Origin of the sequence: Fictibacillus macauensis ZFHKF-1, assembly GCF_000269865.1 — a bacterium.
Classification (GTDB): Bacteria; Bacillota; Bacilli; order Bacillales; family Fictibacillaceae; genus Fictibacillus_C; species Fictibacillus_C macauensis.
This window is the reverse complement of sequence record NZ_AKKV01000030.1, coordinates 149,739-162,523: the sequence shown is the minus strand read 5'-3', so window position 1 is coordinate 162,523 and position 12,785 is coordinate 149,739. Positions and strand designations below refer to the sequence as shown.

Below are 12,785 nucleotides of genomic sequence, written 5' to 3'. Positions count from 1 at the left end.
CGAGGCAGAAGTGCGAACACCGCATTTCTGCCTCGTTTTTTTATGTTAGTAGAAAAAGATAGTGAACAAATATGAATTTGTAGTTTCGCACATGCTATAGTATAGACGAAGCTTGGTGTATAGGAAGGAAGAGACGTAACGTATGAAAGTATTAGTAATCGACGATGAAGAAAGCATCTCGCATTTAATTCAATTACAATTGGAACTGGAAGGATATGAAGTAAGTACGGCAATGAATGGAAAGCAGGCACTTCAGGAAGTCAAAAAACAACCTGATGCTGTCATTCTTGATCTAATGTTGCCAGATATGTCAGGCTATGAACTTTTACCAAAGCTTCGCGCAGAAAATCCAGATTTACCGGTACTCATGTTAACTGCTAAAAACCAAACAAATGATAAAATTATCGGGTTACAGCTCGGTGCCGATGATTATATGACGAAACCGTTTAATAGTACAGAATTGTTATTGCGCATTCGCAATTTATTAAAACGTTCAAGTGCTGAATTGACAATGAAAAGTAGCGATACACTGGAAGCAGGAGGCATTCGTATTGTTCTTCACGAACGAAAAGTGTGGGTAAACGACGAGGAAGTTATGATGACATTTCGAGAATTTGATCTCTTATGTCTTTTACTCAAGTATCCAAGTCGCGTGTTTACGAGAGATGAGTTATTAGAAGCTGTTTGGGGATTTGAATTTATCGGTCACACACGAGCAGTAGATATTATGATTCAACGCCTTCGAAAAAAGCTGGGTACGTACAGTCAAGGCATTGTTAGCATTTATGGGGTGGGCTATAAGTGGGAAGAGAGCAACGTGAAATGAGTTTAAGGCGAACCATTACGTATAAATTTCTAGTCCTACTCATTCCAGCGCTCTTAGTTGTTTATGGTGGAATGTATATTTTTCTTCAACGAACAATGTATGATAATGCGGTGGAAACATCTCAACGTTTAAGTGTAGAGGCACAGACTTACGCGATGAGTTATTTGCAAAAGAGAGAGGGCGCTCATCGCTTATATGAAAATGCGTCTCTCGTCGCGTCGTATTTAGCAAAACGGTACGATACACGTGTGCAATTATTTAAAAATCAAAAAGAATTACTAACAGATACGGAAAAGGGAACTCTTCCGTACATTGAAGGAGATTTAAAAAAAGCGTTAGCGGGCAAGAAAGCCTATGTATTTAAATCAAATAACCCTTTTCCGACATTGCTATTTTCAAGTCCAATCTATTATAAGGATCAGGTAGTAGGGGTGATCCGATTTGTTACACCATTAAAAGAAGAAAGCGTACTGTTACGCAATTTAACAGCCGCTTTTATTGGTTTATTTATTTTAATTGTCGTTATCGCGATGGTTTGGATTCAGCGTGTTGCTAAAATTATTTGTGAGCCCATTGAACAGTTGCGCGCAATGTCTCACTATATGACGAAAGGAAATTATAATGTATCCATGCCGGTCGTTGGCTATGAAGAAATCAGACAGCTTGCCGTTGATTTTAAAACGATGGCGCGTTCTATTCAGTTTCATATTGAGCAACTTCAAGATGAAAAAACAAAGCAACGTGAATTTGCCAATAAAATTACTCATGAATTGAAAACACCAATCACTGCCATTATGGGATATGTAGAGCTAATTCCTAAGTTATCCAAAGAACAACAACTAGAATGTTTTACGTATGTACAAACAGAGAGTAAGCGGTTATTACAACTCATCCACGAAGTGCTCGCCTCCTCTCGTTATGATCGCAATCATTTTCAAGTCGTGCCTTCCATGATGAATGTTGCTCCATTGCTTAAAGACGCCTTAAATGTGATGAGCTTAAAGTTTCAACAACAACATCTTACAGTGAATATGCATGTTTCCGATGTTTTCGTGCTTGCTGATTATGATAAGACAAAGCAAGTGCTACTAAATGTTCTTGATAATATCGTTAAATACAGTGATGCCCTTCATGTTGATATTACACAGCAGATGGAAGAGAACTATGTAGCTATTCATATAGAAGATGACGGAATAGGGATGGACCCGGTCATCCTGCAACAATGGCATGATCGCGGTAAGAGTAGACGATTACGCTCAGCGTTAGGCAATGGGCTTGGCTTACTGATTTGTGAAGAAATTATGAGTAAACAGGGTGGGAAATTTAGTATTTCTGAAAATAAACAAGGTGGAATGACCGTTTCTTTACGATTTGCTATTCATGTAGCGTCCCTTGCATGAAAGCGCTTTTAAAATGATACATTTATGAAACATTTACTTTGAATTTGTGAAACATTTTTTCTTTACATTTGGAGGTATGAACAACATGAATCATTGGCTGTCACGTGCTAGTGTTCTTTTAATGATCATCCTTGGTTTTAGTATTGGCTTAGCCATCATTCATAATAGTTACTTTAATCATATCGAAACGATTGATGATCGAAAAGAAGTCGTGACCCGAACAGGAGAATCGATACCCACGATGATTACCTTTCATCATCGAGCGTGGGGAACGGTCACGATTCGTGATGAGCTTCACTTGCAAAGGATTGCCGCCTCTTTTAGTCAAATTAGCGAGCGTGGCACGCTGAGGAAAAAAGTGAAGGTAATAAAAGGTGATTTTCATGGGACGATTACGTATTTAAACGGCTCTGTGAAAGCGTTCTCCTTAGGTGACCGTGTTGTTGTAGATCATTATCTCTATAGAGATGATAACGTAATGGCAATTGCGGCATCTTTAAAGGCAGCTTTACTTAGCTTATGTTATACACCAAAGAAAATCGCTTCCTTCGTAAAGCATGCCCAATCGGTAACAGAGCATAAAGAACATATTAGACTGTTACCAAGCAATAAAGTAGATGAGTTAAGTACAGAGATTCACAACGCGACGCTGATCGAGGATTATGATCAAATAACGAGGCTCATGTTGAAATACAAAAAACCACAAGCTATTTATCATATTTCCTTTCATGGTAAAAAGGGACGGAAGCGAACAGATGTGTTAAGTTTGTCGCTCTATCCGGAATTTGTCATTGCTCAATACTTAGGAGATGATAACGGAAATGTGGTGTATTTACGCCGCTCTCTTGATCGTTTGAATGTAAAGGGGGCGCAATTATGAAGCGGATTTTCTTTGTTCTTCTCCTATTTTTAGGAGGGACAGAAGACTTTAATGTTCGGCAACTCCATGAGTTATTAGATATGGAAGTTCCGAACTTAACGAATCATCATGTTGTCGCCTATATTGCAGCTCGTGAAGAAGTTGGAGAATCATTGCTTTCCTCGTTTTGTAAACGGACAGGTTGCACGTATGAATTTGTTCGATTACCAACAGAAGAGTTGGTGCGAAAAGTTCGTGAAGAACGTCATCATCCTAAAGCGGACATTGTCATTGGCGGCCCGTTAGATGCGCATCAACTACTAAAGAAAGAAGAACTATCGATGCCAGTAATGATGAAAGATGAATCCTTTACATCACAGACAAGTAGTAGTGATCCAGATCATTATTGGTACGGATATGAGCTTGAACAGTTGGCAATTGCTGTGAATGAAACCTCGTGGAAAAAAGCGTTCGGTAATGCTCCATTACCGAAAACATGGGAAGACTTACTTGATAAGCGTCTGAAAGGAAAGATTGTCCTACCAAACCCGCATATTTCAGGAACAGGGGTTCAAATTTTGCAAGCGATTGCGAAAGATATGGGCGGCAAAGATGGTGTGAACTATCTGAAACATTTTTTAAATAATGTTGGCTATTGGACTGCAAATGGTTATAGCCCAGCAGAATTTGTGGCAAGTGGTGAGTATTTAGTTGGCATTAATTTTTTAGGCGATCAAAAAATGCTACGTGAACGCCAGTTTCCAATGAAAAGTAATGTCATTAATAAAAACATGTATTCTGTGAATGCCATTTCGAAATTAAGAGATGCCCCACATGGAGCCGTTGGCGATTTGTTTTTAGCCTATTGCTTATCAAAGCCTGCTACAGAAATTTTAGGAAAAGTTTCGTTTGGGATTCCAGTCAGTCATCGCAGTCAACAACAGTTGTTACGCTCAATCAAAAGCGGATCGACACAGCATTATAAGCAAGTATTGCAGGCATACAATCACTATCGTAAGCCCTAAGACTTAGCAACAAGAATAAGGGGGAACAATCATGGGGTTTTTCAGCATTAATCGTATAAAAAATGCAAACATTCCAATTGAAATTCAACGTAAACAATGGTTAAAACAGTTTTTGAAAGCGTTCTTAGTTGTCTTTATTGCCTATATGGCAATGTACTTAATTCGTAATAACTTTAAGGCTGCTCAGCCATTATTGAAAAGCCAACTTGGCTTTTCAACGAGTGATTTAGGTTATATCGGCTTTGGATTCTCAGTCACCTACGGAATTGGGAAAACGCTTCTAGGTTACTTTATTGATGGAAAAAATTCAAAACGTATTATTTCTGTCTTACTTATTTTATCAGCAGTGATGGTATTAGCGATTGGTCTTGCTTTAAGTGCAGGTGGAGCACCAATTGGATTATTATTAGCTCTTTGGGGGTTAAGTGGTTTATTCCAAGCACCGGGAGGACCTTCGTCTTATTCAACAATTACACGGTGGACACCTGAAAAGCAACGTGGTCGTTATTTAGGATTTTGGAACTGGTCACATAACATCGGTGGAGCAGTAGCTGGTGGATTTGCTTTATGGGGCGCCAATTTATTCTTTAACGGTAACGTAGTCGGAATGTTTGTTTTCCCGGCGATCATTGCCTTAATTATCGGGGTTGTAACACTATTTATCGGAAAAGATGATCCAGAAGAACTTGGTTGGAATCGTAGTGAGGAAATTTTCGGTGAGCCGATTGCCGATGAAAATATTGAAACAGAAACAATGAGCAAGTGGAAAATTTTCACAACCTATGTGTTGAAAAATCCTTGGATTTGGTTGCTTTGTATTTCTAACGTATTCGTTTATGTCGTTCGCATTGGTATTGATAACTGGGCACCACTTTATGTATCAGAACATCTTCACTTTAGTGCAGAAAGTGCTGTTAATACGATTTTCTATTTTGAAATTGGCGCACTATTTGGAAGTTTATGTTGGGGCTTACTCTCTGATTTCTTAAAAGGTCGACGTGCACTCGTATCTGTACTGTGCCTCGTTTTAACAGCTGTTGCTGTATTAGGTTATCGTTACGGAACAAGCGAGTTAATGATTTACGTTTCCTTGTTCGCTCTAGGTGCATTAATCTTTGGTCCACAACTATTAATTGGTGTATCGATTGTTGGATTTGCACCGAAGAAAGCAACAACCGTTACAAACGGTATGGCTGGAACATTTGGTTATTTATTCGGAGATTCAATGGCGAAAGTAGGACTTGCGCAAATCGCTGATCCGAAAACACAAGGTTTAACAATTGGTGGTATCACATTACACGGTTGGACAGATACATTTATCGTCTTTAATGCAGCTCTCGTGCTAGGAATTATCTTCCTATCCATCGTAGCTATTGGTGAGGAAAAGAAAATTCGTCGCCTGCGCAAAAAACAAGAGCAAATTCATTCCGCTGTGTAAGCTAAATGAGCGAAGCAAAGTACTTCACATGAGGTGCTTTGCTTTTTTTTGCATTGAAACATGAGGATTCGGTACACTAGTACTAGATCCAATCTACGAAGTTTATAAAAAAATCTGCTATTTTTTGAAACCTTTTGTGAAAGCTTTCGTATAGGAGGGTATAGAGAACAAAAGGAAATTCATTTAGAAAGGAAAATATCATGTTAAAGAAAATTATTGCAGCGTCAATTGTATTTACGTTTTTACTTGGACCGGTTACGAGTATCGTTTTTCATGATACGAACCATGTTGCAAGTGCAAAAGGATATCGTTCGGGTGTTAAAGGCTTTAAGAATGGTGGTAGCAATAATGGACCATCGCAATTTAAGCAACAGCAAAAATCAAACAAAGGCTTCTTTTCGAAACGAAGTAATACGAAATCAAAACGAGGCGGTTTCTTTAGAGGCTTACTTCTAGGTGGGGTTGCCGGCTTTTTATTCGGAGGTTTATTAAGTAGCTTAGGACCTCTTGGCTCCATTCTCGGCTTACTCGTGAATGTTCTGGCGATCGTTGTCATTATTTCCTTAATTATGCGCCTCGTTTCTATGTTTAAAAACCGTAGAAGGACCGATGATCAATGGAGACGATAAGACTGTACGAACAGGATTTGATTAACGCGGTATGTTTGCATATTGCTCAAAAAAAATCCTTAGCACCACAAGATGTCGAAGTAGAGTTAATGTATGACGATGATTATGGATTTTCAGCTGAAGTGCATACGATGGGTCGCAAACAGGTGTTAATTGAAGCAAATTTAATTGAAGCACTGCGTTTTTACCTCGGCACAGAAACCGATATTGATCCAATGTCAGCAGGATTGTCACTATTGCTAGATGATGAGGCTGGTATTGTCGTAGACGTTACGCAAAGACATAGCAGTAGAATGTAACAGAAAAGAGGCAGGGACATAAACATCCCTAACTCAATAAAAATGGCTTGATCATCGGTGTCGGTGATCAAGCCATTTTTTTGTGTCGCTCATTCGTTTATTTTTAGATTGTCTTGTGTACGTAAGCAGCCGGCAAGAAGAGGGCAATCTCTTCGATAATCGTCAAATACAGTGAAGGGAGCAGAAGCCCTAGTTCGCGCGCAGGAGCCCCTGGTTCGCGCGCAGGCAAGGTTGATTCGCGCGCAGAAGCCCCGAGTTCGCGCGCAGACAAGGTTGATTCGCGCGCAGAAGCCCCGAATCACGCACAAACTAGACAAATCACCTCTAACAACGTATGCAAGGGATGAAAACAAGAGCAAATTAAGAGCTAATCTCGTAAATGTGCTCAAAAATGAGAAGAAATCGCGTGCAATCTCTTCAATAATCATCAAAAGAGTGAAGGGCACAAGAGCCCCCGGTTCGCGCGCAGACAAGGTTGATTCGCGCGCAGGTAAGTTCGATTCGCGCGCAAGAGCCACCGTATGCATCACAAAACAGAGGAAGTCTTGTCCCCCAAGTCCTTTTCCTTATTGCTTTTGAAGGAAACTAGCAGGCATAACGGCAGCTGTAACGGTTCCTTTCGCACAAAGTAATTCATTCGCAAATACTTCCGTATGCACAATCCACTTTTTTGGATGCACTTCTTCGATCGTACCAACGGCGCGTAACGGGATCCCGTGAGGCGTTGGTTTCATAAAATCAACATGTAAATTAGCTGTGACAAAGCGAGGAGGCTCGGCGCCATCTCCTGGTTCATGACCGTTTTTGCGATGCAAAGCCAGCGCGGCCGATCCTGTTCCATGACAATCAATTAGAGAAGCGATTAACCCACCATAAACAAATCCTGGTACCGCCATCTCAGCTTCTTTCGGCGTATAAATTGTTTCCGTATGCTCATTTTGCCAATACGTCTTGAATTGATGACCGTGCGTATTTAGACGACCACAGCCATAACACCATGAATAATCTTCAGGATAAAGATCTTGAATTGCAATCATAAAAAGCCTCCTTATTCCGTGCATTCTCTTAGAAACAATTCCACATACATGATGAGAATCCTTTAATCAGTTTCCATGCCTATCTCAACCTAGGCTATTAGACTTTTTAGAAATAATTGACAAGTGATAGTAACATAAGGTACATTACACATATAATGCACTATAGTAGTATAGGGCGAAGGAGTTTTATAAATGATTCTTAATAATGACAGTATCATACCGATTTATTTGCAGCTGGCTGAGTGGTTAGAGAGTCAGATTATTAACAATACCATCGCTGCAGACGAAAAAATGTACTCACAATATCAATTAGCTGAAATGTTTACTGTAAACCCGGCAACTGCTGCTAAAAGTTTAACTATACTCGCCGAGGAAAATGTGCTCTATAAAAAAAGGGGACTTGGTATGTTCGTATCGCCTGAAGGAAAAGAAATCGTTCTGCATAAACGAATAAAAAAGAAGCTTCAACCGCTAGTGGGGGAGTTAGCGAGTGAAGCCGTTCATCTCAACATTGCGGAAGAAGATTTGATTGCGATGATTGTACACATGTATAGAAATGTCAAGGAAACGGAGGAGTTATAACATGCACGCTATAAAGTGCCATTCGCTAAGTAAAAAGTACGGACGTAAACGGGCGTTGGATTCTATTACTTTTAGTAGCAGTGAACCGAAAATAATTGGCATCATTGGAAGAAATGGAGCGGGGAAATCGACACTCTTACAATTAATCGCTGGTTATATTCGTCCGACGAGTGGAGAAGTTACAGTGTTCGCTCAAAACCCATACAACTCACTTTTTGTTTCTGCTAACAGTATGTATGCTAGCGATGAGATGCGCTTTTCTCCGAAGTTTACACTACAAGAAACGTTAGCGAAAATGGCTGCATTTTATGCGAATTGGCAAGCGGAACGAGCTTTGAAGTTAATGACGTATTTTCAATTAGAACAAGAAAGCTATTATCATCATTTGTCAGTCGGTATGAAAAGCATCTTTCGAATGATTGTCGTGCTATGTGCGCGTTGTCCCTTAACAATTTTAGATGAACCAACAACGGGGATGGATGTGGCGGTACGTAAGGATTTCTATCGTTTGCTTCTAAAAGAGTATATCGATGATCCTCGTACAATTTTATTATCAAGTCATCTTCTATCAGAAATAGAAGAACTCGTTGAGGATATTGTTCTTATTCATGAAGGCAAGAAAGTATTGCATCTTCCTATGGAGGAGTTAAGAGAATACGCAATCGGTGTAAGTGGACCGACTGCTCAAATACAGTCTGTGGTAGCGGAACACGATTGGCTTATGAAAAAAGAAATTACACCTGGTGTGACGTATGGTGTAGTAAAGCAAAGTGACATTTCATTAGAAATGTTCCAAGCAAAGGGGCTCGTAGCTGAAAAAGTAGCAGTTGATGATCTTTGTATTTACTTAACAGATGGGGATAGAGGGGGAATAAATCGTGTCTTTTCATGAACCTTCTTTGTGGGGAGTTATTAAACAACAGTGGCTGTATAAGATGCGTGCCTATCGGCAAGTTTTTACGTCGTTTATTTTTATTCAACTATTATTTTTATTATTTGCAACACAGCCTTTTGGAAGTAGCGATACTATGAATATATATTCAGTTCTTACAATGTTAGTCGTGTTGCTTATATGGCAAGGAATAGCGGCTTTTCTCCTTACGACTAAAGGCTATCGATATGATGATGTGACATTTATATGCAATGCAACGACAAGTACCATCGCTAATGCATTGTTTCTTCTTACAACAGCTGTCTTTGCAGCTAGTATGATGTTTTTTGTCAGCCGTGCTCTAGTAGTCATTCTTTTATTTAATGAAGTAGACGCATTGTATGTTCAGGATATAAATATGCAACAAATGATGATTGAGGGTTTTGTGCAAATGCTGTATTTCTTAGTGGTGGGAAGTATAGGATATTTAATTGGTATGCTCGTACAATGGCACAAAAAAGCTGTGTTTTCTATTGTTTTGTTAGTGATTATTGGATATGTACTCATGGGGAATTCCTACATTGCAAATTTCGTTAAGCTGTTTACAGAGGAAACGTCACTCGTTATTTTTACTTTGAAGGCGCTCGTTGTATCATGTGCGTGTTATTCTATTAGTTATTTTATTTCCCGAGAAGTAGAGGTGGATGGTTCATGATTGTTGCGTTGCTATGGATTTTATTTCTTATTCTTATTGTTTTTTATCTTCTTTTTGCTTTCTCAAAAAGATTAAAGGATAAATTAACAGGCAAGAACGGTGCACGCATTCTCATCGGCTATGTTGTCCTTTTACTTTTAATAACGATCAGCTCTTTTGGCATAGACAATGAATCTCTTCAACGAAAACCATTGGCTACGGTTGATGAGATGAAACAACATGAAAAGGAACAACTAGCACTCTATCAAGCATTAGAAAATGGAAATTTCCCCTCGGGACTTGGACATACTTTATTTCTTAAGAAATCATGGATCTTCCCAATTCATGAAAAAAAGATAGTGTTTGCTTTTGATTCTGATCACAATGGAGATCAGGCGCTTACTAATGTGTATGTCGAACGAAAACCAGGAACCGCTGGGAAAATTGAAATACAGTACTATCATGGCCGAAGTTTTCAAGAAGGCTTTGATTATACACATACTATTATGTCGCCAATTGTTCAGCATGATGGTCAGCGTATAATCGTTACTGATCAGAACAAAACAGCTAAGCTTGGAGCACTGAATGAGGTAGTTGCATCAAGATTTTTGCAGAACATGGGTGACACGGAACATGAAGTAGAATTAACAAGCCACGGCATTTCCTTTTTGTATGTAAAAGTGCCTAAAGGTGTGAAGGTATCGGAGGAAAAGGGAGAGGTTTCATTTGTCACGAAGCCATAAACAAGAAATGAAGGATCAAGAGTATGAAATGTTGTTGCACATTGAAACGAGTGAGGTCCAACATGTATATGAAGCAACTTCGCACTATCATCGCTATGAACCTACGTCTTATGGTGGGCTTCATCTTCTCCTTACGCATTATGAGTGGGGGAGGATTCCAGGTCGGCTTGTAGATTTTGGGTGTGGAAAAGGGCGCGTAAGCTTTTATTGGCATTATATGTTGCAACGAGACGCCATTGGCATTGAGCGACAACCTCGGTTCTTTCAAGAGGCGCAACACAATTTGAAACAGTATGAACAGAACTTTCCGGATGCTAAGGGGAAACTAACCTTTATAGAAGACGATGCGACACGCTACCCTATTGATGAGACTGATACGATTTTTTACTTTTTTCATCCGTTCTCACTACCTATTTTCATGAAAGTAATTGAAAACATTTTACAATCGCTTGAAACCTTTCCACGTCGCATTGTACTAATCTTATATTATGCGCACGAGGACTATCATTTTTTTCTACAGCAACAAACGATGTTTCAAGTGGAACAAGTGATTGAGATTCCATCGTTATACGAAAACAATTCGTATGAAGCATTTACAATCTATTCGTTATAAAAAAGAAAAGTTGCCTCCCTTTACTAGTGGAAGCAACTTTTTTTCACTTATTTAGCGATGAATTCAGGAGGTTGTGTATCTGTTCCGGTGGAAAAGTGGGTGATTTTTTCATATTCACCACTGCGCAAAATGCTGTGATCATTGCGCATGAAGTACGTATACGTAAACAGCGCTATGAATAGCCCGAATGTCCAAGCATTATCCCAAAGAAAGCGGGCTCCTGGAATAATCAGTCCGAGCAATGGAATGGCTACACCGATTAATAAGGCGTAAATACCGTTTTTGTTATAGCCAGAGGAATATGAATAACGACCCTTGGGATCATACAATTCTTGTAACGCCATCTGCTTTTTACGGACGAGCCAATAATCTGCAATGGCGATCCCGTCAATTGGACCAAGAAGTGCACCATACGTACCGAGCCAGCCAAAAATGTAGTTGCCGAAGTTTGACATAATATACCATGGTTGCATGAGAATTGCGAAAACCCCGGTAATAAGTGCGCCTAATCCAAAGGTAATGCGTTTTGGATAAAGATTTTCGATGGCGCGAGCGGGTGCAACAATATTGGCTCCAACATTGATGGTCAACGAAGCAATGGCGATGATAATCGTACCTAAGAAAATCACATAAGGTGGGAATTTAGCAAGAAGTTGAACAGGATCCCATAAGGCGGTGCCAAAAATAACGACCGTCGCAGAAGTAACAGCAATCCCGATAAAGGAGAAAATACTCATGGTGAGTGGAAGAGAAAAGCTTTGTGCAATCATTTGCGAGCGTTGATTTTTTGCATAACGACAAAAATCTGGAATGTTTAAGGCGAGTGTTGCCCAAAAGGCAATAACGCCTGTTAAAGCTGGGAAAAATATTTTTAAGAAAGAGCCCGTAGTTGTAAATTTTGATGGTGTTGATAGAATAGGCCCAAAACCACCTGCAGAGGTAAAAGCCCAGATGAGGAGTACGATGGCTGCAATTCCAACAATAGGGGCAGCAAGTAAGCTTAATACTTTAATCGCTTGTGGACCTTTATAGGCAACACCTACATTTAAGGCCCAGAACAGGGCGAAAATGATGGCTGTATGACCTGTTAAGTTAGCCCACGTTGAAAAGGAAGCTGATAGAAGGACATCAATGGCTGTCGTGCCAATCCATGTATTAATACCAAACCAACCAGCAGCTACAATGGCTCGTGCCATTGAGGGAATGTGTGCACCCTTGGAACCGAACCATAACCTGGCGAAGACTGGATAGGGAATACCAAATTTCGTACCTGCATGAGAATTGAGTAAGATAGGTATTAAGACAATGACGTTTCCTAAAAAAATAGTCCCGATTGCTTGCCACCAATTCATGCCAAGTGAGATCATGCCACTAGCCATTGTATAGGCAGGAATACATAAGCACATGCCAATCCAAAGCGTAGCAAAATTCAAGCCACTCCACGTATGTTCTTTCAATGTTGTTGGTCGCAAATCATCGTTCCAAAGCTCACTACTGCGCATTGATTCCGTTGCCTCTGATGTTAAGGTAACAATTCCTTGCTGTTCTACTTGTGATTTCATGTCGCGCTCCCCTTTCGATTAAGAAATGACGAACCGAAACAAGCTTAAATCCCCCCTTTGTTTATGAAATTATTTCCCTTTTCGCCGTTCTTCCATAAAAACCCTGCTTCGTGATAAAAACTTTTATATAACAGGAAAAGGACTTGGGACACAATAGTTCCTCTGTTTTGTAGTGCATGATTCGCTCTCTTTTCGATCTCCTGCGCG

Annotated in this window: 14 protein-coding genes; 12 read left to right on the top strand and 2 right to left on the bottom strand. The window is 39.8% G+C overall.

The annotated features are described in order from the left end of the window. Positions 1-142 precede the first annotated feature (142 nt). From A374_RS14020 to A374_RS13990, 7 genes are all read left to right on the top strand, one after another. Entirely contained in the window at positions 143-826 is a 684-nt protein-coding gene (locus tag A374_RS14020) for a response regulator transcription factor (RefSeq protein WP_007202885.1), read from the top strand. Then, positions 802-2,226, top strand: coding sequence for a sensor histidine kinase (locus tag A374_RS14015; protein WP_007202884.1), 1,425 nt, complete (start codon positions 802-804; stop codon positions 2,224-2,226). Before A374_RS14020 ends, A374_RS14015 begins: the two co-directional genes overlap by 25 nt. Positions 2,227-2,311: 85 nt before the next feature. After that, positions 2,312-3,106: a DUF3919 family protein gene (locus A374_RS14010; RefSeq protein ID WP_007202883.1), complete on the top strand. Its 795-nt coding sequence runs from the start codon at positions 2,312-2,314 to the stop codon at positions 3,104-3,106. After that, on the top strand, positions 3,103-4,110 hold the full coding sequence (locus A374_RS14005) for an extracellular solute-binding protein (protein ID WP_007202882.1): 1,008 nt from the start codon (positions 3,103-3,105) through the stop codon (positions 4,108-4,110). Before A374_RS14010 ends, A374_RS14005 begins: the two co-directional genes overlap by 4 nt. A 31-nt stretch (positions 4,111-4,141) precedes the next feature. Further along, positions 4,142-5,548, top strand: a complete 1,407-nt coding sequence (uhpT, locus tag A374_RS14000; RefSeq protein WP_007202881.1) for a hexose-6-phosphate:phosphate antiporter UhpT — start codon at positions 4,142-4,144, stop codon at positions 5,546-5,548. A 200-nt stretch (positions 5,549-5,748) separates the two neighbouring features. Beyond that, on the top strand, positions 5,749-6,177 hold the full coding sequence (locus A374_RS13995) for a hypothetical protein (RefSeq protein WP_007202880.1): 429 nt from the start codon (positions 5,749-5,751) through the stop codon (positions 6,175-6,177). Further along, positions 6,165-6,476 (top strand): YxcD family protein, encoded by a 312-nt coding sequence (locus A374_RS13990; RefSeq protein ID WP_007202879.1) that lies wholly within the window; start codon positions 6,165-6,167, stop codon positions 6,474-6,476. Before A374_RS13995 ends, A374_RS13990 begins: the two co-directional genes overlap by 13 nt. A gap of 566 nt (positions 6,477-7,042) precedes the next feature. Here the strand turns inward: A374_RS13990 and A374_RS13980 are convergent. Next, positions 7,043-7,513, bottom strand: a complete 471-nt coding sequence (locus A374_RS13980; RefSeq protein ID WP_007202878.1) for a PaaI family thioesterase — start codon at positions 7,511-7,513, stop codon at positions 7,043-7,045. Positions 7,514-7,705: 192 nt separating this feature from the next. Between A374_RS13980 and A374_RS13975 the strand changes: the two genes are divergently transcribed. The 5 genes from A374_RS13975 to A374_RS13955 are packed head-to-tail and all read left to right on the top strand — an operon-like array spanning position 7,706 to position 11,016. Next, positions 7,706-8,095 carry a GntR family transcriptional regulator gene (locus A374_RS13975; protein ID WP_007202877.1) on the top strand — a complete coding sequence of 130 codons (390 nt, stop codon included), beginning with the start codon at positions 7,706-7,708 and terminating at the stop codon, positions 8,093-8,095. 1 nt (position 8,096) lies between these two features. Further along, on the top strand, positions 8,097-8,987 hold the full coding sequence (locus A374_RS13970; RefSeq protein ID WP_007202876.1) for an ABC transporter ATP-binding protein: 891 nt from the start codon (positions 8,097-8,099) through the stop codon (positions 8,985-8,987). Continuing rightward, on the top strand, positions 8,974-9,681 hold the full coding sequence (locus tag A374_RS13965; RefSeq protein ID WP_007202875.1) for a hypothetical protein: 708 nt from the start codon (positions 8,974-8,976) through the stop codon (positions 9,679-9,681). Before A374_RS13970 ends, A374_RS13965 begins: the two co-directional genes overlap by 14 nt. Beyond that, positions 9,678-10,403, top strand: coding sequence for a hypothetical protein (locus A374_RS13960; RefSeq protein WP_007202874.1), 726 nt, complete (start codon positions 9,678-9,680; stop codon positions 10,401-10,403). The genes A374_RS13965 and A374_RS13960 overlap by 4 nt, the downstream gene beginning before the upstream one ends. After that, positions 10,387-11,016: a class I SAM-dependent methyltransferase gene (locus A374_RS13955; RefSeq protein ID WP_007202873.1), complete on the top strand. Its 630-nt coding sequence runs from the start codon at positions 10,387-10,389 to the stop codon at positions 11,014-11,016. The genes A374_RS13960 and A374_RS13955 overlap by 17 nt, the downstream gene beginning before the upstream one ends. 47 nt (positions 11,017-11,063) lie before the next feature. Here the strand turns inward: A374_RS13955 and A374_RS13950 are convergent, their stop codons facing one another. Beyond that, positions 11,064-12,578 (bottom strand): NCS1 family nucleobase:cation symporter-1, encoded by a 1,515-nt coding sequence (locus A374_RS13950; RefSeq protein WP_007202872.1) that lies wholly within the window; start codon positions 12,576-12,578, stop codon positions 11,064-11,066. Positions 12,579-12,785: the final 207 nt, after the last annotated feature.

Excerpts from the sequence above, each read along its gene's own strand:
- A374_RS14020 (WP_007202885.1), top strand. The coding sequence starts at position 143 with ATGAAAGTATTAGTAATCGACGATGAAGAAAGCATCTCGCATTTAATT.
- A374_RS14010 (WP_007202883.1), top strand. The coding sequence starts at position 2,312 with ATGAATCATTGGCTGTCACGTGCTAGTGTTCTTTTAATGATCATCCTT.
- A374_RS14005 (WP_007202882.1), top strand. The coding sequence starts at position 3,103 with ATGAAGCGGATTTTCTTTGTTCTTCTCCTATTTTTAGGAGGGACAGAA.
- uhpT (WP_007202881.1), top strand. The coding sequence starts at position 4,142 with ATGGGGTTTTTCAGCATTAATCGTATAAAAAATGCAAACATTCCAATT.
- A374_RS13995 (WP_007202880.1), top strand. The coding sequence starts at position 5,749 with ATGTTAAAGAAAATTATTGCAGCGTCAATTGTATTTACGTTTTTACTT.
- A374_RS13990 (WP_007202879.1), top strand. The coding sequence starts at position 6,165 with ATGGAGACGATAAGACTGTACGAACAGGATTTGATTAACGCGGTATGT.
- A374_RS13980 (WP_007202878.1), bottom strand. The coding sequence starts at position 7,513 with ATGATTGCAATTCAAGATCTTTATCCTGAAGATTATTCATGGTGTTAT.
- A374_RS13975 (WP_007202877.1), top strand. The coding sequence starts at position 7,706 with ATGATTCTTAATAATGACAGTATCATACCGATTTATTTGCAGCTGGCT.
- A374_RS13970 (WP_007202876.1), top strand. The coding sequence starts at position 8,097 with ATGCACGCTATAAAGTGCCATTCGCTAAGTAAAAAGTACGGACGTAAA.
- A374_RS13960 (WP_007202874.1), top strand. The coding sequence starts at position 9,678 with ATGATTGTTGCGTTGCTATGGATTTTATTTCTTATTCTTATTGTTTTT.
- A374_RS13950 (WP_007202872.1), bottom strand. The coding sequence starts at position 12,578 with ATGAAATCACAAGTAGAACAGCAAGGAATTGTTACCTTAACATCAGAG.